Origin of the sequence: Acinetobacter baumannii (assembly GCF_009759685.1) — a bacterium.
GTDB lineage: Bacteria > Pseudomonadota > Gammaproteobacteria > Pseudomonadales > Moraxellaceae > Acinetobacter > Acinetobacter baumannii.
In genome coordinates this window covers 2,026,366-2,051,054 of the sequence record NZ_CP046654.1, presented here as the reverse complement: position 1 = coordinate 2,051,054, position 24,689 = coordinate 2,026,366, and the positions used below count along the sequence as shown (strand labels likewise).

Sequence of the window (24,689 nt, the reverse complement as noted above, 5' to 3'; positions counted from 1 at the left end):
GGGGCTAATAAAAAAGCCTCTTTGTCGAGGCTTGATTATAACTGAATATTTACGAACGGTAATCTGCATTAATCTTGACATAGTCGTAAGATAAGTCACACGTATATACCGTGTCTTTGGCTTGTCCGCGGCCTAAGTCAACACGAATGGTAATTTCGGTTTGTGCCATTACACGAGCACCTGCTTCTTCGGTATAGTCCTCGGCTGCGCCACCATCTTTACAGATTTGCACGTCGTCTAACCATACCTGAATTTTAGACACGTCTAAGTCTTTCACTCCAGCATAGCCGATTGCAGCTAAAATACGTCCCCAGTTCGGATCCGATGCAAAAAGTGCAGTTTTAACAAGCGGTGAATGCGCAATGCTATAAGCAATGTCACAACATTCTTGAGTATTTGCACCGCCTTCAACAGCAACAGTAATAAACTTCGTCGCACCTTCTCCATCACGGACAATTAACTGTGCTAAACGGTTCATTACACGAGCAAGTACTTCTAACACTTTAGCGTAGCGTACATCGCTTTCCGATGTAATTTCAGCGCCACCCGCCTGACCAGTTGCTACAAAAATACAAGAGTCATTTGTTGAGGTATCACCATCAATGGTAATACGGTTAAATGAATGCTCAACTGTAGTCTTTAATAGCTTTTGGACTAAATCACGGCGAATAGGCGCATCTGTTGCCACAAAGCTCAGCATAGTTGCCATGTTCGGGCGGATCATCCCAGCGCCTTTACTAATACCGGTCATGGTATAAGTCATACCATCAAGCTCAAATTGTTCAGATGCGCCTTTAGGCACTGTGTCTGTTGTCATAATGCCAGATGCCGCATCACTCCATGCAGCGTCCTGTACACTATTTAATGCAGGTTGTAAGCCAGCGAGTAAACGTTCCATCGGAAGCTGCTCACCAATCACACCTGTAGAAAATGGAAGTACTTCGAAACTGTTAACGCCAGCAAGCTCCGCTAACTTTGCACAAGTATCCTGAGCATTTTTCAAACCTATAGGACCAGTACCAGCATTGGCATTACCTGTATTAATCACTAAATAGCGCGGATTGCCTTCGGCAAGATGAGCTTTAGAGACATGAACAGGTGCCGCACAGAATGCATTTTGCGTAAATACACCTGCAACATTTGAACCTTCTGCAAATTCAAAAATGACTAGATCTCGTCGGTTTGGGTAACGTACATATGCTTCTGTTGAGCCAATTTTTACACCTTTTACCACATGCATTTGTGGCATTGTTACGTCACCGACAGCCATTTTTAAAACATCCAGAGTTTGTTATGAAAAGATTAATATTTCAGTAAATAGCGAGATTATAAAACACGCTTTATATGAAATATCAGAATTGACAGCTTATTAGAAAAGCCTGAAAAAATCGAGCGCTAAAAATAGCTTATTTTTGCTCTAATCTTAATAAAATATCTTTCTTATCAAGACCACCGGCAAAACCAACCAAAGCGCCACCTACCCCAATGACTCGGTGACAAGGTGCAATAATTGAAATCGGATTTTTGCCATTTGCAGCACCCACTGCTCGCACTGCTTTTTCATTTCCGATCTGAACAGCAATATCTTTATAACTTCTTGTTTCACCATACGGAATCGTCAGTAATGCCGCCCAGACCTGCTTTTGAAATGCAGTCCCTTCAAAATCTAGTGGTAATGTAAACTCACGGCGTTTGCCTTCAAAATATTCTTGTAATTGTTGTTCGGTCTTTAATAAAACTGGATGCTCAAGTTGTTCGACCAGCTCTGCCAGTCGAACACGTTTTGGATTTTCATTGTCCCAAAGTACTGCTACCAAAGCATTTTCATTCGCAACCAGCTTTAATTGCCCAACAGGCGAATTGATATACTTATAAGACAGCAACATACTTGATCCTCTTAGGATGGAGATGAAATTTTCATTAGAACCAGTCCAGATACAATCAGTACAGCGGCAATCATTCTCATCGCACCAATAGGCTCATGAAGAAAGAAAATACCAACTAAAAATGATCCAATTGCACCAATGCCTGTCCAAACCGTATAAGCAGTACCAAGGGGTAAAGTTTTCATTGAAATTGAAAGTAGAACTACACTCAAAATCATAAAAACTACGGTAATAATACTAGGTGTTAAGCGTGTAAAACCTTCAGACATTTTCATAGAATATGCCCAAATCACTTCAAATACACCTGCTAAAATTAAAATAGCCCAAGCCATAACATTCACTAATTTTTATAGTGTCAGGTCGTCCCGACATGATTACCCATTATGGGGGAGGTCGTTCCTCCAGTATGTGAAGACTCAGTTTACTTTAAAATAAAAAATGAAGGCAAACCCGAACTCAAGCTTGCCTCTATCAGAAAATATTATTCATTTTTTAACTGTAAAATTTTTCGTGCACTATTTAAAACGAACAAAACAATAATCAATCCAATAATTAAATCAGGATAACGAGAGCCTGTGATTGCAACCAGTATTCCCGCAATAATGACACCTAAGTTTACGATGACATCATTTGCAGAAAATATATAACTCGCCTTCATATGTGCCCCGCTCTCTTTATGGTCACTCATTAAGTAAAGACAACTAATGTTGGCTGCAAGCGCTAATCCCCCAATTAAAATCATTAAAATTGAAACTGGTTCACTGCCATATATAAAACGGCGCAGCACATCAATTAAAACGATTATGGCTAAACCAAATTGAAACCATCCGGAAAGATGCGCAGCCTTTAATTGAGCGTCGAGGTTTTTACCCACCACGAATAATGCAATACCATAAATTGCAGCATCGGCAAACATATCGAGCGAGTCAGCAATTAACCCTGTGGAGGAGGCAATGATGCCTGCCATTAACTCAATGACAAACATGACCCCATTAATGAGTAACAGCCATTGTAGTACCTGTTTTTGTGCTGCATTAGTTGAGGAACTTGATCGAACCTTTTTGGGTTTTTCAACAGGCTCATAATGTGGTTGGGTTTGTTGTAATTCGGCTCCTAAACCTAGACGTTGCAGGCACTGAGTAATCTTTTCGTCTTGAGTACTGTGATACACCGCTAAGTGGCGGGCGGGCAAATCAAAATAAAGTTCTTGAATATGTTCAGCATAAGAAGCTAAAGCCATTCGTACCATTTGTTCTTCGGCTGCACAATCCATACGGGGGATATGATAATAACTCACCCATTGGGTTTTATTTACCCTAGGTTCACTTGCCACAGAAAAGTCCTGAGCTGCTACATTTGAGCACCCACAGCTAGAACAGCTTTTATTTACATTTATTTGATTCTCTTGTTTTTCTAAAGCCATCTTTGCACCATAACTGACACAAAAAACAATGCCATCAGTATAAACCAATGGCATGTCATTAAGCTTACTTTTTGTTCGGCAATTAGAATTTTAGTGTTAACCCAGCTCCATAATACCAACCATGTTCTGAGTCGGTTTCAGTTTGCCAAGCGGTTTGTTTTAAACCTTTTTCATAACCATAACCGAAATCAACAAATGGCATTACCTTTTTATTGATTTCATAACGGGTTTGAAAGCCAGCTTGTAAACTCGACAGGCCTGTTTTACTGGCATAGCGAGATTCATCTTGTAAAACAACATCTGCTTTTAAATAGGGCTTACCAATCAACTTTTGAGTAAAAAGCAAATCTCTTTCTGTCTCTAGGCTTAACTTCCATAACTGATCTTCACCTACATAAAGATAAGCATCGGTTTCAAAAAAGTAAGGTGCCATGCCATGTAAGCCCACTACACCAGCCCAGCGATCTTCCTTTTCGTCTTCCCGTTGTAAACGTTCATAGTTTATCCCGGCCTGTACATCCCAATAGTCAGCTACATTGCGGCTATAAAGTAATGAACCGCCATAATTAGCATCTTCTGACTCTGCTTTTTCAACGTGGGCTTTAATGAACAATTTATTTTCATCTGTTCCCACCCAAGTTTCTAATTCAGAAGAAAAACTGCTTTCACCCTCTTCATTTTGAGTCCAGCCAGTATCAATCTTTGTTGCTTGATAAACCTGTCCACCATGTTCGCGTAAATGATCGTGTGTTAAAGGTTCTTGAGCAAAAGCAAATACAGATATACCCGAGAAAGCACCGCAACATATCATTTGAGAAAATAACTTAGTGATGCGCATGACTAGCTCCTTTCTCATTTTCAGATTGAACAGTTGGCTGGGTCTGAGCGGGTTGTTGTCCATCGTTGACTTGAGCAACAATTAATTTATTCATCATTCCAGCACTCATGTGATAGAGCAGATGGCAATGAATCGCCCATTCTCCCAAAGCATCGGCTGTCAATAACGCCGTAACGGTCTTTCCGGGTGGAACAATAATGGTATGTTTATTTGGTAAGTTTTCAGCTTGTTGACCATTTTCCAATTGCATAAACATGCCATGTAAATGCATTGGATGAGCCATCATACTGTCATTCACAAATTTCAAGCGTATGCGTTCACCATACTTAACTTGTAAAGGTGTCGTGTCACTAAATTTCTTGCCATTAATGGTCCAGATATAACGCTCCATGTTGCCGCCTAAACGAATGACTAACTCACGTTCCGGTACACGGGTATCTGGCTGAGGTGTTAAAGATTGCAAATCGCTATATTGCAGTGCTTTCATACCCGCTGGCGTTGAAGCATTTGCCCAGCCATAAACTGGTTCATCCTTTTTAGGCTTATTCTCAGATTGAGCAGGCATCTCATGATTCATATTCATCATAGCGTGGTCATGCTCGCTAGATGACATTACCTGCATATCATGGTTCATTTCAGACATCGCTGACATATCATGCTTCATGTGCATCATGGAATGATCATGTTCGCCAGATGACATATTTTTCATGTCATGATCCATTTTCATCATTGTGTGATCATGATTAGCCTGACTCGTCTCTTTTTTCATTTCAGGCATGGCCGACATGTCATGTTGCATGTTCATTTGATGGCCAGCATGTTCATTACTTCCATCACCATGACTCATGCCCATATCATCCATGGTCAATAAAGCACGTGGACGTGGTGCTGGCATTTGGATTGGCCCGACAGCTTGGGTATTTTCATCATGCAGAGTAGCAATGGCAAAACCACTACGGTCAATAGACTCTGCTTCAATCTGATAATTTGATTGCGTAGGTTCCACAATGACATCGTAGGTTTCGGCTGTACCAATACGAAACTCATCAATTGCTACAGGTTTAACTGGCTGCCCATCTGCACTTACAACTGTCATTTTCAAATTTGGAATTCTGACATCAAAAAATGACATTGCTGATGCATTAATAAATCGCAATCGAACCTTATCACCAGCTTTAAAATTAGCTGTCCAGTTTTGCTGAGGAGTCTTGCCGTTGACTAAGAAGGTATAGCCCGTCACATCAGACATATCGGTTTTTAACATCCGCATCTGATTCCACATCGAACGATCTTGCCAAGTTGCTTTTAAGCCCTGTGCTTTAACTTGCTTCCATACATCAGATACAGTTTCACGGCGGTTTTGATAATACTCAGCAGATTTCTTCAAATTCTTCATAATGCTATCGCTAGAAGAATCATGGAAATCTGAAAGCATCACTACATAATCACGATCAGTTTTTTCATGCGCCGCAACTGGTATTTTGCCTTTTGGGTAAATCACAAGCGGCCCATATAAACCGTCTTGTTCTTGGCCTTTACTATGGGCGTGATACCAATATGTGCCATTTTGTTTCACCTTAAAGCGGTAAACAAAATCTCCATTTGGAGCAATCCCTTTAAAATTATTAAAACCCGGCACACCATCCATTAACCCTAGCAGTAACAACCCATGCCAGTGTAAAGAGGTATCTTGATTCTTTAATTGATTATGGACGTGAATAACAGCCTCATCCCCCTCTTCAAACTCAAGGAGTGGTGCTATAAATTTTCCATTTACGGTAATTCGTTTAAGGGGTTTGCCCGTAACATTGACCTGTTGTTCATTAATATTAAGGTGATATTCCTTAATTGCCGCAAGAGTCCATGGTGAAACCAATAGACCAAATACAGCGACGAGGCTGCTAATCGTTTTATGAGACATTGCTTTAATCCTTTTAACTAAAAAAATAAGTAAGAAAGGATTAAACTTTTGGTGGACGTAAGATTTCTTGCCAGTATCCGGCTAAATGCTGTGCCTGATAAATACTACTAAATTGAGATGGAATAGGAATAAATGATGATTCAATACCTGGTACAGCTTGCTGTAAAGCCAGATTTACCATCTGACAATGAACCGGATTACAGTCTTGGCAGTGTTCACCATGTTGGTGAGAAACCTGAGCCATAGATTGATGACACGTTGTCTGCTCATCAGCTTGAATATGCATAGAGTGATGTTTCATTTGCTCACTATGACACGGCATAGTATGAAGATCATGCTGCATAGGTGTCTGAGCAATAGATACACCACTCCACCCAATAACTAAAGTCATCAGGAACACAAACCAAGCATACTTGCGTAAGTGTTGCAGTGTCATCATTTATTGCCTTGAGCAATCTATTTATCTTAGTTGTATTAGCATAACCAAGTTTTTAAACAGATACAATTTTCCATCTTAGTTGATTGTTGTTAAGGTCATTAAGCAAATGGAGGTTGATGCTGAAGAACCAAGTCAATCACCTGTAATGCACCTTCTTGCTCATTATTTGCAGTTGTGTAAGGAGCAACGGCTTTTAAGGCTTCAACTGCATTTTCGACTGCAAACCCATAACCTGCTGCTTTAATCATCTGGATATCATTATTGTTATCACCAATCGCAACGACTTGATCGGGTTGAACCTGCCATTTTTGCAATAATAGCTTCAAACCATGTGCTTTGTGCTGGCCCGGAAGAATCAAATCGATAAAATTAAAGCCACTTGAGACTGGTACCAAAACCTTATCTTTTACAAAACTTTGCTTCTGAAAATGCTCAAAAATTGTAAAACTTTCATTTTCCTGCGCAGTAAAAGTAATTTTACACACCAAGTCATCTAGTGCATAAAAGTCATCTATAACCGTCAGCTTTTCAAAATAGCGAGCGACTTTAGCATAATCTTCCGCGTTCATACTGCTATGCACATAAGCACTCTGTTTTCCGCAGATCACCATTTTAGAGGTATACACTGGGTCAATCGCATTTAAAATCTCAATGAATTGCTCTTTGCTTAAATGGGCAAAAGCTAACTCTTGCCCCGCATCTACAACATGAGCACCATTTTCGGCAATAAAAGCAATCTCATGATTAATTTCTGGAAAATACGTAACAAGCTTTGCAAGCTGGTTACCACTAGCGACTACAAAACGGATATTATTTTGTTTTAGTTGTTCATACTGTTTTAAAAAACGTGCTTTGTTGTACTGCTTCTTAGAATTAAGAAAAGTTCCATCCATATCTACCGCTAAAATTTTTACTGTCATTAATAATCTAGGTCTCTTACTAAAATCTTATTAAATCAAATTTAGCTTTATTTTTCATGACACTTTTACAGTTTTCTATTCAATATATTTTAAAAAGTTTTACACAAGCCCTCTCGTTTTTTGCACAGGTTATTTTTTAGCAAAGCTTAATAAAAAAACAGATCCCAAAATATCCCGATAGAATAGAAAAAGAACGCCAAAGCGTTCTTTTTTCATACATTTTGCTTAGAGAATAAACGGTTGATCTCATTTTGTTTATTTTACCAACATCTTATCCATATGGTTATCAACACAGTTATCCATACAGTTATAAACAAAGTTATCCACAAGTTTACTCTCAGCTTAATATTCTTTTTTTAAGCGTCTACACTACCGACTTTTGCAAGCTCTGCACGCATTTGATCAATCACAACTTTATAATCTGGTTGACCAAAAATTGCCGAACCAGCAACGAACATATCTGCACCAGCTTCTGCAATTTCACGGATATTTGCAGGACCAACACCACCGTCTACTTCTAAACGGATATCACGGCCACTTGCATCAATAATTTTACGCGCTTCACGTAATTTTTCTAAAGTCATTGGAATGAACTTTTGCCCACCAAAACCTGGGTTTACACTCATTAATAAAATTTGGTCAACTTTATCAAGAACATAGTCTAGATAATGCAATGGTGTTGCTGGGTTAAAAACTAATCCTGCTTTAGCACCACCAGACTTAATAAGCTGTAATGAACGGTCAATGTGATAAGAAGCTTCTGGGTGAAACGTAATGATATCTGCGCCTGCTTCTAGGAAATCACCAATAATACGGTCAACTGGAGATACCATTAAATGCACATCAACAGGAGCAGTAATTCCATAATTTTTTAAAGCCTTACACACACCTGCACCAAAAGTTAAATTTGGAACATAGTGATTATCCATCACATCAAAATGCACTACATCGGCACCTGCAGCTAACACTTTGTCTACATCTTCGCCTAAACGAGCAAAATCGGCAGATAAAATAGAAGGAGCAATCAAATAAGGCTTGGACATAGGTGGATGACCTGGCTAAAAATTTAAGGAGAGGCTAAAAATTATAACAAAAAAGAACCTACTTGGCCCGCTCTTCCTTGCTTAAATGACAACATTTCAAACTTGCAACGTAACGTTGCTACTATAGAATGCCAAGTGCCAAACGAATTTGTTAAGGTACATTAAACCAATGTGAGGATTGATAATGAAAAGCACAACTCATCTATTAACAAACGATGGAAAACGCATTGCAAAACGTCTAGTTAATCATTGGAAACATAAATTTGAAGTACAAGAAACTGAACAAGATTTTAAAATCTTAATGCCTACCGCAACCATTACGCTTGCACCAGAAACAGAGCAGTTAAATGTTGCTATTGATAGTCAGTTAGATGACCACAACCACTTAGAAAAAGTTGTTCTTGATCATCTAAACCGCATGGCTCAACAAGAATTTCAAGTTGAATGGCAACACTAAATTAATTAACCAGATACCTTTTCTAACTGGATTGCATGAAACTGTAAGTGCTCATCCATAAAGGTCTGGATAAAATAATAGCCATGATCATAGCCAGCATGTTGTCTTAAAGTTAAAGGCTGTCCTGCCTTTAAACATGCTTGTTTAAATTTTTCAGGGTGAAGTTGTTCATAAAATTGATCATCTAACCCCTGATCAACCAAAATTTCGTCAAATACTGCCCCATTTTTTGAGACCAACGCTGTGGCATCATGAGCCAACCAGCTTTCACGGTCTGCACCCAAATAATGGCTAAAGGCTTTGTCTCCCCATGCACATTCAGTTGGTGCACAGATCGGAGCAAAAGCAGATACCGACTTAAACTTTTCTGGATATTTAAACGCTAAAGTTAATGCACCGTGACCACCCATTGAGTGCCCAAAGATACCGACTTGTTGAGCATTGACTGGAAAACTTTTTAAAATAAGTGGATATAACTCATCGATTAAATAGCTTTCCATCTGATAATGCTCAGACCAAGGTGCTTCTGTGGCATTAATATAAAAGCCTGCGCCTTGACCTAAATCCCAATTGTCACCTACTGCAACTTGTTCACCACGAGGTGAAGTATCAGGTGTAATCAGTATAAGACTAAGCTGGGCAGCCATATGCTGTGCATGTGCCTTAATGGCAAAAGTTTCTTCAGTACATGTTAAACCCGCTAAGTAAAACAAAGTTGAGCAAGGTTTACCTTCTAAAGCAGCAGGTGGCAAATAAACCCCAAACTTAGTAGAGCCTTTTAATAATTGAGAATCAAACTGATAAATGCGCTGCTCACCTTCAAAGCAGCGGTTTTTTTGCAGGAGTTGCATCGTTTTTAGCCTCTGTTTGTGTCTGAGCAATATTTACGCTACCAGTATTTGGTTGAGGAAAAAGATATTTTTCCAACTGAGGTAGCATAAGTTCCATATTCTTACCAATCATCCATTGTGGCTCTGAAGGTTCTACACCTTGAGCTACTTCCCATTTGGTTACGGTTTGCTTAGCGGCATTAAACGAATCTTTCATAGAAGACTGCTCTCGCATCGCCAAATCAAAGAAAGCTCGTCCAAAATAAGTATAGTCAGCTTCGTTATTACAACCGAACGAAGTTTTATCCGCAGCAGATGCCGTAATAATTAAAGTATCAGGTGACTGTAACGCCGGAATAAAACTTCCTGAGTAACAAGCAGAAATGACAATCACACGCCAACGTATCCCCGCTTTATCGAGCGTTTCACGTAACCATTTCGGATCGACTTGCCCCAAATCTAGAGGTGCATTTTCAATTTCAAAATGGTTTTGTTCACCGTGCGATGTCATATATAAAAATAACACATCACTATCACGGTTCATTTGCTGGCCCATACGGCGTAAGGCCAACTCTATACTGGTTTTAGATGCAATCGGGATTTCGGTTCGGGTATCCGGATTATTAACCAGCATCATTGAACGCCCGACTGTACCAAAACGCGTATCAAATTGTTCTTTAATACGAACCACTTCCGATTTAAAAACGTCTTGATAACTATCGCCTGCAACACCCAAGAAATACCAATGACTTTTAGCTAACTCACCATATTGAACTTGCTCTAAAGCATCATGAAGTAATTTACTTTGTGCATAAAAAGCATCTTCGGCAAAAGTAGGTGGAGAATCTTCCACTTTCCAAATAGGCTGATCTTTTACGGAAAGCTGCCAAACCACCATGGTCGCAATGGTCGCAACCATAACCAATGCCCGCTCCCACCAAGGCCACTTAAGCTCACGTGAGAAAACCCAAATGACTGCCAAACTTTGCCACACAAAAAGTGCTACAAACAAACCAGGTAAAATACCGTTATAAATAGCATCCGGAATAAAGTTTAGATAACCATTAGATCCCAAATATTGAATTAAACACTGTATTAATAAAATATTGGTATCTAAAACCAACCACAATAAGGCTGGAACCAACATTAAACGCGGCTGATTAATACGCTGTGATAAGAAAATGCCAACAATAAGCGCAATAAAAGGCCAAAGTGCGTATCCAATTAGACCTTGTGAGTTGAAGTCGCCAATTTGACCGGCAACAAGCCAACTATAAAGTGAGTTGGTACACCCACCTAATATTCCCCAAACAATGAGCTGAAGAATAGAGGGATGTACGATCTGTAAGGAACGTCTTGACCCCAAAAATAACCACATTCCGGCAAGCTGGTTACTTTTAAAATCATGCCAAAAGTTAATGGAAGGTTTGAGATCAATCATAAAAAGGTTTCAAAAATTTCGTTTTTGTCAGGCACCATAAGTGTATGCCTGCTAAGAATTTTAGCAATCATGCTTTTGAACTATATCACATATATTTGTGCATTATTCAAGCAATAAAACTTAACCTTACATAAGCTTACTGAAAGTAAGCATCAAAACGACAAGCATCCCCCTGCCACTGATGGGCTGGCTCTTGATTTGCTAAAAAAATAGCATGTCGTGGACGTTTTACAATCACTCGCTTTGCAACTTTTTTGGCTAGCTCAAGCAAATGATCACCCAAATCCATTTCTCCATCTTCGGGTAAAAGTAAATGCAAAAGCTGCATCTGCTTTTTGACTTGGGCTTGTTTTTTAATTGCTTGTTGATTTTGATCGCGCTGTGGGAACATCGGGTCAAGGTAGACCACATCCACTGTTTTTTCTTCTTGATCTAATTGCTGTAAATAGCTTGCAGAGTCAGCGAAGATCAGTTGAATACGATCCATAAATTGGCTTAAAAATGGATCACGCTGTGCCTGAGCTTTTGAATCCTCAAGTAAAGTAAATAAAATCGGATGGCGCTCAACGAGCTGAATTTGAGCACCTAGATAAGCCATAAGTAAGCTGTCATGACCTAAGCCCGCTGTAGCATCGACCAGTACTGGCTTTTCACCTAACTGACAAGCACGAGCAATCATTTCCGATTTAAGACTTGCTCGTTTTAAACGCGGAATTTCAGCTTTCCAGTCAGGCTGCATTTTCATGCCATTAGCAGATAACCAAAGCCCGTTTTCATCTACACAAAGAGCCAGGTCAGGATTTAAACGTAAAAAACGGGCATTGAGTTTTTCAATAGGCTGTAAATCGACAGTCACGCCTCTAGAATAAAGCACAGCTTGGTAGTGCTGTGCTTGTTCTTGAAAATCTACTTCAAAATATATGTGCATGCGCAGTGCCTTTAATTTGCTTTACCCTGATCCGCAATTTTTTTCCATGCATCATCACGTAAGTAAACTGGTAAAGCATGTTCAGCATCAACCCACTGCTTTTGCGCTGCATACACACGTGCAATCGAAGCAATGTCTTGTGCAGTGGCAATGATTGATTGATGTTCTGCATCAGTTTGAAGGAGCTTAGCACCCGAACCGATTAGGCAATGCTTTGCATAGGCAGCCGCTTGCTCGTAGTTCATTAATTTTTCTTCATCTATACACTGCATGATGCCTTGCTCATCTAGAACAAAACTTGCAATGTAAACTTCATTCATACGTGCATCGAGTACCGCAGTCACCTGCTCTAAACCTTCAAGTCGGTAAGCCGCTTGTGCTAAAGCCTGTAAGGTAGAAACTGGAATTACTGGTAAATCTTGTGACCAAGCTAAAGCCTGAGCAACAGCAGCATTAATTCGAACACCACTAAAAGAACCGGGCCCTCGACTAAAGGCAATTGCATCTAAACCAGCTACGTCAAGTCCGGTTTGTTGTAACCCTTGCTCAATCATTGGCAAAATGGTCTGGGTTTGTGCTTTCGCTCGCGTATCGAGTTGGAAAAAGAGTTCTTGGGTTTCATCGATTAATGAAATGGAACATTGCTCGTTTGCAGTTTCCAACGCCAGCAGTTTCATGCACAACCTTAGTATTCAATCAGATTAAAAACGGAAGTTATGATACCCCACTCGGCTCTGATAGGCGAGTTGTTCCTATCTAAATAAAAATGCCAAGCTGGTGCTTGGCATAGAAAATATCTCGCTAAAATTTTAAAAGTGGAATTCTTTCAAATCGGTATAGCTTTTAAAGTGTTCAGCATAATGTAGTGCGCTCAAGCGTATTTTTGCTGCGCCTTCTTCATCTAAAGTTTTTACAATTTTTCCAGGTGAGCCCATTACCACTGAGTTATCTGGAATCACTTTACCTTCCGGTATTAAAGCATTAGCACCAATAATACAGTTCTTACCAATCACAGCTCGATTTAAAATGACAGCATTCATACCGATCAAACTGTTATCGCCAATTGTACAACCATGCAACATGACTTTATGACCAACGGTGACGTATTCGCCAATATTTAGCTCAAGGCCCTCATCAGTATGTAATACCGAATTTTCTTGAATATTAGAAAAATTACCAATCCGAACAACACAATTATCGGCACGCACTACAGCACCAAACCAAATACTGACCTGACGGCCTAGTTCTACTTGTCCAATAAGCGTTGCGGTTGGAGCAACCCAGCCATCCCATGGCTCATGTAAGGCTTTTGGATGCTGCCCTTGATAGCTATACATCATAATTTATCAGTCCTGATCTTTATTTTTTATGAGAAAATTTTGGCATTCCAAACGTTGGTGCATTCAGTAGAAATGGCCATTCTTTTTGGTAGCCTAAACCATATTTAAATAAGGCAATTAACATTCGCGCTGTGAGACCCCAAATAATTTCATTATCAATCTGCAAGCTTGGGAAGTATAAAGATTGATGAGCATATCGCACTTCATATGGCGTCGGACGTGTCTCTATAAGTTGCTGTAAAGGCACAAAGAAAATTCGATCAATTTCAGTGGGCTGAGGAATTAAAGTTACCTCAGGAGGAATAAGCCCAACAATTGGTTTTACAGACAAGCCACTTCTTGCACGTTGCATCGGCAAATCGCCTAACAACTGCACATCAAATGGATTTAAAGCCGTCTCTTCTTGAGCTTCTCTTAGCGCTACAACAATATTACTAGTATCACTAGGGTCACGCTTGCCACCAGGAAAAGAAACTTCCCCCGCATGGTTGTTCATATGTATTGAACGGCGTGTAAGCAGTACCTTAGGATTATTTTCATTCGTAATCGCAATAAGTACCGCAGCTTGTGCTTCTTGCATGCGGGTGGAAAAGCGCAATCTTTGCTGTAACTTTTGTGTTAGCAAGTGCTCTTCCATACCATTCACCTATTATTCTGTCTCTCTTTGCATCATATCTGAAAATCAAACTTAGGGAATAGAGTTGATGCGTAAGTCTAAAAATTCAGTTATGCTGAGGCATCTCTATACTCGATGATAATTATGAGTTTCTGTGTAGCGTGTGGGCATAAAACCGAACAAAAAATTCCTTTAGGTGATCATAAAGTACGCCGTGTTTGTACTCATTGTGGAAATATTCACTATGAAAACCCCAAAGTAATCTGCGGTGCCTTAGCGTTATGGGAAGACAAAGTATTACTTTGTCGTCGTGCGATTGAACCTCGTTATGGCTTATGGACTTTGCCTGCGGGTTATATGGAATTATTCGAAACCATGGAACAAGGTGCGGCGCGTGAAACTCGTGAAGAGGCAGAAGCCGAGATTGAAATAGAACAACTTTATTGCATGTATAATATTCCCCGTATTGGGCAAATTTATGTGTTGTTCAAAGCACAGCTGAAAGATGGCATTTTCGGTGCTGGCGAAGAAAGTATCGAATGTCGACTGTTTGAAGAACATGAAATCCCATGGGGTGAACTTGCCTTTCCTAGTGTTGAACACACATTAAGACATTATTTCGAAGACCGTAAACAACAAGTTTTTCCAACACATCTAGAGACGTTAGGAACTCGTTTAGACCATACAGGCTAATGAGCTAGATAATAAAAAAGACCGCATTTGCGGTCTTTTTTTAAACCCTTATTTTGTCTTAATTTGATAACAATCAGCGGTTCTAAGGGTTACTGTTCCAGCCATACGCTGTCCCAGTGCTTTTTCAGCTTCAGTTGGTGCAGGTGAGACATTTTCAATATTGTTATAAACTTGTTGATAAAAGGCATATGGATTCAACCAATTAACTGTTTTATTATCATAAGTCGTAAGATTTGCACCACTTGCCTGACCTTGTAATAGATTGGCAACGTTAATTTTTGCCCCACTTACTGTTAAAGATTGGCTACCTGTTTCTTTAATTGCTTGTATGACATTTGAGTTAAGGCCTACCACAATCCCATTCAGATTCCCTAATTGAGGCTCAGCAAGAATCATTCTTACAGTAACGGATTTATCATTTGTGGAAGATTCTGTTCCTCCAGTTGTTCCTATACGATACTGTTGAACCCCATTGTTATCGATCATAGTATTATCAGAAACAACTCCACATTGCCCAGACATATCAGTCGCCGTTGCATTAGGTTTGATATCAGTCCGAATGTTCCCATATTCATCAACCACAATACCTAAATCAATTGGTGCAATACCAGCCGTATTGAACTGGAATCTTAATGTTGCATATAAAGGGAAAATATATGTTTGGCCTGTTGATACATTTTTAGAAGTCTTAAAAATATCTTTTAAGAGGAAACTAGCAGGGCTCACCTTATAAATATCCATAGAGCCATTATAATTTTGGGTACCTACGGACTGTCTCCATAATGCATAATGTTGTGGGTTCGGAGTTTCAGTATTGGTTAAAGCTAAATACGAACTATCATGTCCGGCAATAAGTGAATCATTTAATAATTTACCTTGGTAAATTACTAAATCTTCATTTGTATTATTAGAAGTTTTCAAACGGAACGGCTGAGTTGATCTAATTTCTGTTTTTATTGGGTCAAGCCAAGTAGTCTGTGCATTGGCAATCATTTGAGTTGGCTTAGCTTTTGTTAATACCTCCAACACAGCTCCAATTGCTAGCTGGCTTGAGGTAGTGCTGGTCCCTTTCCATTGTAACCCATAACCAAATGTATAACCTTGACGGTCAGACAGCAAAAATAAGTTGCCAAATACATGTTGGGTATTCGCACTATTTTTTGAGCAATCTTTTAAATTCGTTAAATTACATCCATAAAAGTTTTCAGCAACTAAATTAGGTTTTGCCAAAGTAATATAATCTGATTGATATAATCCAACCAAACTTAAGTTTGCTAACTGGGTTATAAGGTCGAAAGCCTGCTCATCTGAAATCTGGCTTACATCTAACCATGGTTTTAACAAATTGACATAGGCCCCATTTTTCCATTCCGTTGCCGTGATATTTTGCAATACAACATTTAATGTATTTTTCTTATCTTCAGTAAATTGCGTTGGTTGTAAATCACCAACTACATTATCTCCTCTTTCCAAGCCAATGCTTTGGAAAACTTTTACTAATGCCATTGCTACGCGAATAGTAGAGTCACTAGGACTAAGCGATGTTGGAGTCTGCCCTGTTAATCCTATTGCCATATCTATGACTTTTAGACGAGGTGGCACAGTCATTTGAATTTTTGAGACTGAATCTAACTTAACTGAACCTAATTCTACTTTTCTTGGATTCTTAGCACCTTGCAAATAGAAGGTCGCTGTATCACCAACTTTACAAGAACCGATGACAATATTTCCTGAAGCTTTAGTAATAAAACTTTGGCTTCCAGTACTACTACAGGTAAAATTAAGACCAGCAATAGGGTAATCTAAAAAAAATTGTAGACAATCGCTATTCGTTACAGAACAGCTTCCACTAGAACTAGCTCCTCCTGATCCATTAGAAGGATTCTCATTAATTGTCGAACTTCCTCCACCACAACCATTTAACATCAATGCAATTGTGGTAAGAGCAAAAGGCCATAAAAATTTTTTATTCATTTAGTTACCCTACTTATTTTTAACGTAATACCGAAATTTGAATTTGTCCCTGATTTGTTAACTCTTTTTCTGTAACATCCACGGCAGAAGATAAAGGCGTCATCATAATATAATGTGCTGAAGGCGGTACTTTTAAAACTCCTTGAATCGATGCATGCTGTAACATAGTCGAAGGATAAGATTTGCTTTTAAATCCACTCACTCCTTCCAGAATACAGCCTTTATCATCCAAAAATACAACGAGTGGCCAATAATATAGAGGCTTCTCATTACTAGAAGCAAAAGACATAACTTTTAAATGCTGAACAGAAGGATTTAACTGTATCAACTCATATTCGAACTTTTCTTTCAATGGCTTCCGTGGCCATAAATTTACTTCCTTATTTGTGCTAAGCGTTTTAATTGATTTTTTATAATCTTTAATAAAGCACTTATCTTGTTCAAAAGCTGCTTCTAGCTCTTGTGAGGACAAACGCATATAGGTCGGCGCTAAAACAACAGTAGAGTCTTGATCTTGAGTATTTCGATTGAAAAGCTGATCTAAAGTTGATCGACTTACACCCTTTTTCCGCTCTACTGATTCAGTGCGCCCCAAACCATCAGGCATAAGGTAAAACCGCTTCTTACCTTCAATGTTAAATTCTTGATCTTCAAGATATTCATTATTGACATACTCTACGCCATCAATAGTTGTAAATTTAGATTTATCGAGTGAAGAATCGGGGGATGGTGCAGCTTGAGATGTACTCTTTATTGGTGGAGGAACGAGAACTAACTTTTTTTGCCATTCATTATTAGATACTGAAGGGGCATTTCCGCTCTCAATAATTTTATTTTTTTCTGTGGATGTTTTTAAATCATCACTGACTACTGAAACAGTTTTTGTATTTTTCTGAGTTTTTTGCGGTGCAGTCGGTGCAGTCGGTGCAGTCGGTGCAGTCGGTGCAGTCGGTGCAGTCGGTGCAGTCGGTGCAGTCGGTGCAGTCGGTGCAGTCGGTGCAGTCGGTGCAGTCGGTGCAGTATTTAATTTTTCTTGGACATGTTGTTCCAGTTTTTTCGGTAAATTTTTAGTTTGTTCTTTTTCTTTAGATGTTTTTTGTACAGCATCTACTATAGGTTGATTCTGCTGAGTTTGTGGTTTTCTTTCCTCTATTTTAGGGATAGGTTGTTTTTTCTGATCAATTCTTTTACTCGGTACAATCATAGGCCGCCCATCTGGCCCAATAATTGTATAAAAACCGTCTGCATAAGATACAGAAATACTTGCTATCGCAACGCATAAAGTTGTGATAGCAAATTTAGGGCTAAACATCCATTTATATAGTCTTACCATTTCGTTCTATAGCTCAAACCAAGTACTGTAACTTTGGTATTAGTTTTCACATCCAAACCAGCGTATGGGTTTAATAAGATATTATCGACACCACATTTATTCGATAATGTACTCGTACAAGCTGGAATATTGTCACGACTACGTAGGAAACCGACTGAAAGATCTAGATCTGTATCCGCATCAAAACGATAACCCACGCCGAGACCAAATAATTGTGCATTATTAATTGGGACCATGGTATTACGTTTATCATCAGGAATAGCACTAGCACGCGGTTCATAACCTGCACGTAATTTTAAACGATCTGTTGCGGAATACTCTAAACCGATACCCCAACTCCATGGGGAAGTAAACTTCAATGGTAATGCCAAGGAGTTATCAGTCACATTATTAGATAGTAATTTTGCAACTTTAAGTAATGAAATCTGGCGATCAAATTCAAATTTAAATTTATCCCATGCTGAATAGTCAGTCCATCCAACATCTAAGTTCAATTGTAAATCTGGCAATATCTTATATTTAATACCCGCCTGAAAATGGGCTGGATATTCTAAATCCATTGCTACTAAGCCTGACTCAATATCAGGAACATAACCTGGCAACCCAAGAATTCTAGCTAAAATTTGACCCGTAGCAGATGAGTTAAGTCCTGATACAAGTTGCTGGGGCGCTTTGGCATTGTCAATCATATACTTGCCTTTTAAACGCATCTTGGCAGAGCTCTGGTATACCATACCAAACCCAAAATTATCTGTTGGCTCCCAAAGCAATCCTAAGTTGTAACTTGGGCTTAAAGATTGTTCTAATGAAACCTGTAGTGCTCCCATCTTACCAAATGGATTCATGCCTTCTTGTGTGTTACAAATCCCAAATAATAGTAAGTCGGTGATCATGTCATTATTATTTTTAAAAGGCTTACAAACCACCTCATCAACCATACGTAATACCCCTATCATCTCATTAGGGAAACGTAAGTCGGTTTTTAATGCAAGGGCGTTATATGACATCCCTACAGAAGCGCCAATCGATAAATGATCATTTACCTGATAACCAAAAGATGGTGATAAATAGGTGATCCGCTCAACAGCAACTTGCTGACCCATGTAGTTACCAGGGTTTCCATTTTCAGCTCCAAATCCTGCAACCAACGGTGCATACACGGCTGTTGCATAGGTTACTTTTGATCCTGGTGGCTTATAGGCAATTCCTGCTGTAGGGGCAACTAGTGGATAACCAGCTCCGAGATCTACCATTTTTTTAAGAATAGGTACATACAGGCTCGCGTACTCCACATCACCGTGAACAGAGTCTTTAAAATCTGTACAAATATTGGCTGAAACTTCTGGGCCATCATTACAAACAATCGGGTCATCTGAATAACCAAAAACGTTATATCCAGGCGGTGCTGAGAATTCTCTTTGAATATCAAAGTTTGCAAGAATCCCTTGTACATCTGTTTGCAACCCATCAATTTTTGCTAAAGCTGCAGGGTTAAAATGAACTGCACTAATACCAGGAGGGTCTGCAGTTACTGCATTCCCCATGGATAAGGAGCGAATATCAACAGCTAGGTTTTGTCCTAATTGAGCATTGGCAAAGCTAGAAAAACCGGAGATAACAATTGCCGCCGTTAAAGGACATAATTTAGGATATTTCACCTGCATATCTCCTTATTTTTGTTTTTTATTAAAACCTAAAATATCTAACGGAAATGACAAGCCAAGTGAAACATCTGGCGCATCTTCAGTTAAACCAAAGCCAACAGTACCGTTAACAATTGTTTCAGGTGAAACACGTACGCCTAACGCAAAAGCCATCATGGCACTGCTCTGGTCTGGAGATTTATAAGATTCACCACTTGTAAACTGAAACTCGGAATTAAAGTTAAAGCTCTGTTGATATGACATCGTTAAAGACACGTCATAGTTAAATGAATATGCAAAGCCGAAAGAAAAGCCACCGCTAATTCCTGGATCAAAAGATTCTAAAGTACGATTATTACCACGTACCTGATTTAAACCAGACTCCTTAAAACCATAATTAGCAGATATGGAAGCGAATAACACAACAGGATCAATATACTTACGGGTACTGGCTCCTAACCCAACTGAATAATAACCTTTACCTGTTGAAAGCTCTTCTGAACCAACCTCATAAGGGCTATCACCTGTTTTAGTTGATACGCTACCAAAAAGAACGAGTGGTAAACGCCCTTGCTTTAATGGGAAAGGTTCCCAACGCGCACCAAAAGAAATATCACCTAACCCAGCTGTAGTTGAATCACTAGCGATATCAGATTTAGCAACTAAAGGTAATGTTGCCGAAAGTGTTAAATTATCCAAAACACCATATTGTGCTGTAAAACTATTTGTTAATGTATGTTGAGCATCTTCCCTGATTCTTAAACGGCTGATTCGTGAGTTATCGTCTGCTAATGCCAAGTCCAATATACTATCCCGATAATAAGTATAATCAATATCATAATAAGAAGAGATTACGCCCTTCTTAATCAAAGAATATTGGCGCTCATTTGAAGTAAAAACTTCTTGTAGGTTAGTCTCTTGGCTAGCATCACCTTCTTTTTTCTGTAATGCACTTGCAGCTTGATGTGCCTCACTATTAGACCCTGGTGCCACCCCGTTAGTATCCATTATATTGGAAGTTGGTGTATCACTATTGTTGGTGGCCGAACTAGTAGCTGCTGAAAATTCAGCGCTTTCCGTTTCCTCTGCTACAGTTTGATTTAAGCCAGATACTTGCGCTTGTTGCACTTGATCTTCAGCATAGATTGTCCCTGTAATGGCACTCATACTTAAGGCCAACATACTCATCTTCATCCAAAGTTTATTCATGTTTTTCCCACCCAATTTATTTATTTTATTAAATTAAAATCTGACTATTTACGCTTGTAATAAAGACGCATATAAGTATCTATCGGCTGATTATAAGTTGAGGAATGAGTATCAGTATCCAAAACTCGCCGCATCGTAGAAGCCTTATTTGCTAAACGGTCATATTTATATGTGGGATATTGCACATCAACAAAAGCATATCTATTGACTGTTGCATCCTCTACATGACGCATATCCGAATCTTTTAATGCTAATAAGTCTTTACGCTGAGATTCAGGAACTAAAATTACAAATAACGTATTATTATCCCAAATTTCCTTAAAACGATTTTCGTCAAAACTGATATTCCCTAAAGCTGGATCAGCTACATATACTCGTCCATCTTTATAAGCTTTATATACGACAAAATGTTTAAAACCAGCATATGAAATCGGAACAATTGCAGGTTGACCGAGTTTAACTAAATCAGAAAACTCCCCTCGGTAACCACCACTCTCTAAGCCAATTGCTGTGACAAAGCGTTTCATATCAAGTAGCGAAAAGCTTCGGCGTTCAATAATACGTTGATACTCACCGTACTGTAGCAAACCACTCATTGTTTGCTGTTCCGTTAAACTCGTACCAACATAACCATTTAATAAAGTCGTAAGGGCAGCAGACCCACAACTATAATCGTAGGCTTGTCGAACAATTCCACGAAACTGGTCTTCAACAGCTGGTTTTATAGTAACTGGTTCAATATGATTTCGATGAAATGATAAATTACGTGAATCGGCAGTCTCTGTATAATAAACAGTTCCCGGCGGTTTTTTTTCTATTTCGAAGGCTTCTGTTGCAAAGTAATATATCAATGCTGAGCCTAAAGCAATCTCTAACATAAGCACTTGGTCTAAATGGTAGCCTAACTGGCCTTATTCATTTTATTCTTAGAGCAATAGCTCTACATCCCTGTGTGTTGAAGATACTTTTTTTATGTAAAAAACAGCTTTTTTTTAATCTTTTTGATGAATGTATAGTTTTACTATAGATAGAATGATAATTACCCCTCATTTTTCTATAAATAATTTAAATATATTTAAAACTTATATAATAATTTTTATTATAACCATATGAAGAAGCTTTTTATTTTTATAAAAAAAGCGCGTATAAAACGCGCTTTTTTATATTTAAATTAATGGCCCGCGATTGTAATCGTAGAGGTACCTACATTTAAACCTTGAATTTCTACATCACCAATCGAAGCAGCAGTGTTAGAACCTAAATGTACTCCTTGTACATAAACATTCATACCTTGAGCACTATTATTTTGAATTTTTAAACCGGTTGGAACAACTGAAATATTAGCATTAACATCTAAATTCCCAGTTGTATTGCCTGCACCACGAACCATAACCTTATCAAGGAAGATTTGACCACCACCTGCAGCATCATTAATACCAAAGTTAGATAGTGTTAAGCCCCCTTGCAAACTTGAATTTACTTTGATCATTGCACCTTGTGGTGTCGAACCTAACTGAACATTAGCTGAAATTGCACCTAAAGATAAATCTAAACCAGAAATAATTTCAGTTGGAGCTGCTTCTGTAATACCACGAACAGCAGTTGTCTCATTTAAAGTATTAGAAGAACCTACGCCAATTGAGCCAACTTTTACATTAACTGCACCAACATTTGCAGCTACATTTAAAAATGCGCCATTAGTACCTGATGCACCAACACTATCAATTTTAAGATCTAATAAATTAGTAGTTGGATCAACTTGTGTAAGAGTTATTGCTTTACCACCAGTTGCAGTTGTACCCGTAATTGTAATTGCACCAGCAGTTGCTGCTGCACCTGTAATACCAGTAGCCGGATCCAAGCCATCATTGTCATGAATAAATAATTTGTCGATAGAAATACCACCTGAACCTAGAGCGATACCAATATTAATACCATCTTGACCTGTAGCAGCACTAAGCGCAGCATCATCCATTGATTGCATCGCCATTGCATTTGCACTGATAGCTAAAGAAGAAACTAAAGCAAGTTTAGTGAACATTTTCATTGAGCACTCTCCCAAGAGCATTTATTTTTTGACTTTAACCACTCTCACTGTCTCAAGTTGCATTTTTCTTTTATGGCAACCGAAACTTCCAATCCTTGAGTAGTTTTGCTTAGCAATTACTAAATTACAGCTACGTTAATTTTTGTTCAACTAGTGTAATGCATTTTTTGCCAATTACCCGACAAACGGTACGGCATCAAACTGACTAAAAAGATTTATTACTATTCTGAAATCTGAAGGATAATTCGGTTATTTTTTCCACGAAATGTTAGGGTCTTTTCACTCAACTGCCTGTTGAACTCTAACTTGTAGTAAACTATGCCACCTCTTCCAAACTCTCACATGTTTAAAATGTCTCATTTAAAGAAAAAAATCTCTTTAGAAAGCTATTACTCTGCTGCCGATATTTTAAATAAATTAGAAGAGTTAACTGGACTTGTATATCTTCAAGATGATAACAATCCTGTTATTGGTTTTTTACCAAAAAATTATTTAATCACTCAAAATAACCAAAAATTTTTATTTACTAAAACTGATTTAAACAAATATAAGTTTTCATCTTATATAGAAAATCTTTTAGATTTTACACAATTCCAATCTCAAGAAATAGAAAATAGCAATAGAGAAAAAATAAGTTTTAAGGGGGGTATATTGGTTTTATTAGCTATGACTTTTCTGCACATCAATTTATAAATAATCAATCACATAAACAACCGTCTTTATTTATAGGTTCCTATTATTCTTTTATTAAAAAAATAAATAATGAATGGTATTTTTTTAGCGATGAAAATAATGCTTTTGAAATTTTTAACTATCTTTCAGCTCTACTCAATAAACCTTCTAGCAAACTACAAAAAAACAATTTTAAACTAGAACAAAATATTCATCCTCGCTGGTCTAAGAATACATACTTAACTGTTTTTCACAAAATACAAGAATATATTAAGGCAGGAGATTGTTATCAAATTAACCTTACTCAAGAATTCAAAGCGAATTTTACTGGTTCATTATTAAATAAAGCAGATGAGCTATGGAATTTAACCAATGCACCATATTCTGGTTATTTAAAATTAACAGAATTTGAGTTGTTAAGTTGCTCTCCTGAATTATTTATTGAATTTAATGTAGATAAGCAAATTAAAACCAGACCCATTAAAGGTACAATGCCTCGTTATGAGAATAAAGAGCAGGATTTACTTTCAAAACAAACTTTAAAAAATTCTAAAAAAGATCAAGCAGAAAATGTGATGATCGTTGATCTATTACGTAATGATTTGAGCATTTATGCCAATACAGGTTCGGTAAAAACAACAAAACTATTCGAAATTGAGAGCTTCAATCAAGTTCATCATATGGTGAGTGAGATTACGGCTACACTTAAAAATGATATTAATCCTATGCAGATGTTACTCACTGCTTTACCAGGAGGTTCAATTACAGGAGCTCCTAAAATTCGGGCAATGCAAATTATTGAAGAGCTAGAAGGCGCACCTCGGGGAGCATATTGCGGCACTTTAGGATATTTTAATTTCGATGGTACTGGACGCTGGAATATTTTAATTCGTAGTTTTCAACAATATCAAAACCAGCTCTCTATTTGGGCAGGCGGCGGTATTACTATTGCTTCAGAGGCTGAGGCTGAATATCAGGAAAGCCTTGATAAAATCTCTGCTATGCTGAACTTGATGAACAGCACAGCAGAATAAGT

General features: G+C 38.4%; 23 protein-coding genes and 1 pseudogene. 3 read left to right on the top strand and 21 right to left on the bottom strand.

What is annotated here, in order from left to right:
- Positions 1-49: 49 nt before the first annotated feature.
- The 9 genes from argJ to rpe form a co-directional block, all read right to left on the bottom strand.
- The gene (gene argJ / locus GO593_RS09730; protein WP_000268123.1) at positions 50-1,270 is read right to left on the bottom strand and encodes a bifunctional glutamate N-acetyltransferase/amino-acid acetyltransferase ArgJ; all 1,221 of its coding nucleotides are present in this window, start codon (positions 1,268-1,270) and stop codon (positions 50-52) included.
- A 136-nt stretch (positions 1,271-1,406) separates the two neighbouring features.
- A complete protein-coding gene (locus GO593_RS09725) occupies positions 1,407-1,886 on the bottom strand; it encodes a methylated-DNA--[protein]-cysteine S-methyltransferase (RefSeq protein WP_000927480.1) in 480 nt (159 codons plus the stop codon).
- Positions 1,887-1,897: 11 nt separating this feature from the next.
- Positions 1,898-2,218, bottom strand: a complete 321-nt coding sequence (locus tag GO593_RS09720; protein ID WP_000312237.1) for a DMT family transporter — start codon at positions 2,216-2,218, stop codon at positions 1,898-1,900.
- Positions 2,219-2,367: 149 nt separating this feature from the next.
- A complete protein-coding gene (locus GO593_RS09715) occupies positions 2,368-3,363 on the bottom strand; it encodes a cation transporter (RefSeq protein ID WP_001131889.1) in 996 nt (331 codons plus the stop codon).
- Between the two features lie 28 nt (positions 3,364-3,391).
- Positions 3,392-4,147, bottom strand: a complete 756-nt coding sequence (locus tag GO593_RS09710; RefSeq protein WP_001223266.1) for a copper resistance protein B — start codon at positions 4,145-4,147, stop codon at positions 3,392-3,394.
- Positions 4,134-6,068: a copper resistance system multicopper oxidase gene (locus tag GO593_RS09705; protein ID WP_000018539.1), complete on the bottom strand. Its 1,935-nt coding sequence runs from the start codon at positions 6,066-6,068 to the stop codon at positions 4,134-4,136. Before GO593_RS09705 ends, GO593_RS09710 begins: the two co-directional genes overlap by 14 nt.
- A 40-nt stretch (positions 6,069-6,108) precedes the next feature.
- Complete coding sequence (locus tag GO593_RS09700) at positions 6,109-6,504, bottom strand: hypothetical protein (protein ID WP_000174929.1); 396 nt, start codon at positions 6,502-6,504, stop codon at positions 6,109-6,111.
- A gap of 101 nt (positions 6,505-6,605) precedes the next feature.
- Complete coding sequence (locus GO593_RS09695) at positions 6,606-7,427, bottom strand: Cof-type HAD-IIB family hydrolase (protein ID WP_000216420.1); 822 nt, start codon at positions 7,425-7,427, stop codon at positions 6,606-6,608.
- A gap of 356 nt (positions 7,428-7,783) precedes the next feature.
- A complete protein-coding gene (gene rpe / locus GO593_RS09690) occupies positions 7,784-8,470 on the bottom strand; it encodes a ribulose-phosphate 3-epimerase (protein WP_000043046.1) in 687 nt (228 codons plus the stop codon).
- Positions 8,471-8,654: 184 nt separating this feature from the next.
- Between rpe and GO593_RS09685 the strand changes: the two genes are divergently transcribed.
- On the top strand, positions 8,655-8,927 hold the full coding sequence (locus GO593_RS09685) for a DUF2218 domain-containing protein (protein WP_000843456.1): 273 nt from the start codon (positions 8,655-8,657) through the stop codon (positions 8,925-8,927).
- A 5-nt stretch (positions 8,928-8,932) separates the two neighbouring features.
- Here the strand turns inward: GO593_RS09685 and fghA are convergent, their stop codons facing one another.
- From fghA to GO593_RS09655, 6 genes are all read right to left on the bottom strand, one after another.
- Positions 8,933-9,778 carry an S-formylglutathione hydrolase gene (gene fghA / locus GO593_RS09680; RefSeq protein WP_001176395.1) on the bottom strand — a complete coding sequence of 282 codons (846 nt, stop codon included), beginning with the start codon at positions 9,776-9,778 and terminating at the stop codon, positions 8,933-8,935.
- Positions 9,747-11,198 (bottom strand): C13 family peptidase, encoded by a 1,452-nt coding sequence (locus GO593_RS09675; protein WP_000566251.1) that lies wholly within the window; start codon positions 11,196-11,198, stop codon positions 9,747-9,749. Before GO593_RS09675 ends, fghA begins: the two co-directional genes overlap by 32 nt.
- 136 nt (positions 11,199-11,334) lie before the next feature.
- Complete coding sequence (locus GO593_RS09670) at positions 11,335-12,126, bottom strand: class I SAM-dependent methyltransferase (protein WP_000548444.1); 792 nt, start codon at positions 12,124-12,126, stop codon at positions 11,335-11,337.
- A gap of 11 nt (positions 12,127-12,137) precedes the next feature.
- A complete protein-coding gene (tsaB, locus tag GO593_RS09665) occupies positions 12,138-12,803 on the bottom strand; it encodes a tRNA (adenosine(37)-N6)-threonylcarbamoyltransferase complex dimerization subunit type 1 TsaB (protein ID WP_000770254.1) in 666 nt (221 codons plus the stop codon).
- Positions 12,804-12,935: 132 nt separating this feature from the next.
- Positions 12,936-13,463 (bottom strand): gamma carbonic anhydrase family protein, encoded by a 528-nt coding sequence (locus GO593_RS09660; protein ID WP_100223355.1) that lies wholly within the window; start codon positions 13,461-13,463, stop codon positions 12,936-12,938.
- A 22-nt stretch (positions 13,464-13,485) separates the two neighbouring features.
- Positions 13,486-14,112: a CoA pyrophosphatase gene (locus GO593_RS09655; protein WP_001984149.1), complete on the bottom strand. Its 627-nt coding sequence runs from the start codon at positions 14,110-14,112 to the stop codon at positions 13,486-13,488.
- A gap of 114 nt (positions 14,113-14,226) precedes the next feature.
- Between GO593_RS09655 and GO593_RS09650 the strand changes: the two genes are divergently transcribed.
- The gene (locus GO593_RS09650; protein WP_000006663.1) at positions 14,227-14,775 is read left to right on the top strand and encodes an NUDIX hydrolase; all 549 of its coding nucleotides are present in this window, start codon (positions 14,227-14,229) and stop codon (positions 14,773-14,775) included.
- Between the two features lie 48 nt (positions 14,776-14,823).
- Here GO593_RS09650 and filF read toward each other — a convergent pair whose 3' ends face one another.
- The 6 genes from filF to filA form a co-directional block, all read right to left on the bottom strand.
- The gene (gene filF, locus GO593_RS09645; RefSeq protein ID WP_001034582.1) at positions 14,824-16,749 is read right to left on the bottom strand and encodes a putative pilus system protein FilF; all 1,926 of its coding nucleotides are present in this window, start codon (positions 16,747-16,749) and stop codon (positions 14,824-14,826) included.
- Positions 16,750-16,768: 19 nt separating this feature from the next.
- Positions 16,769-18,082, bottom strand: a complete 1,314-nt coding sequence (filE, locus tag GO593_RS09640) for a putative pilus assembly protein FilE (RefSeq protein ID WP_000251994.1) — start codon at positions 18,080-18,082, stop codon at positions 16,769-16,771.
- Positions 18,076-19,740, bottom strand: coding sequence for a putative pilus system OmpP1/FadL family transporter FilD (filD, locus tag GO593_RS09635; protein WP_002134753.1), 1,665 nt, complete (start codon positions 19,738-19,740; stop codon positions 18,076-18,078). The genes filE and filD overlap by 7 nt, the downstream gene beginning before the upstream one ends.
- A gap of 12 nt (positions 19,741-19,752) precedes the next feature.
- Positions 19,753-20,934, bottom strand: coding sequence for a putative pilus system protein FilC (gene filC / locus GO593_RS09630; RefSeq protein ID WP_002134755.1), 1,182 nt, complete (start codon positions 20,932-20,934; stop codon positions 19,753-19,755).
- A gap of 44 nt (positions 20,935-20,978) precedes the next feature.
- Positions 20,979-21,812, bottom strand: a complete 834-nt coding sequence (filB, locus tag GO593_RS09625; RefSeq protein WP_000889482.1) for a putative pilus system C39 family peptidase FilB — start codon at positions 21,810-21,812, stop codon at positions 20,979-20,981.
- A gap of 293 nt (positions 21,813-22,105) precedes the next feature.
- The gene (gene filA, locus GO593_RS09620; RefSeq protein ID WP_000781576.1) at positions 22,106-22,981 is read right to left on the bottom strand and encodes a putative pilus system protein FilA; all 876 of its coding nucleotides are present in this window, start codon (positions 22,979-22,981) and stop codon (positions 22,106-22,108) included.
- Positions 22,982-23,299: 318 nt separating this feature from the next.
- Between filA and GO593_RS09615 the strand changes: the two are divergent.
- Positions 23,300-24,687 (top strand): annotated as a pseudogene (locus GO593_RS09615) (anthranilate synthase component I family protein).
- The last annotated feature ends 2 nt before the right edge of the window (positions 24,688-24,689 follow it).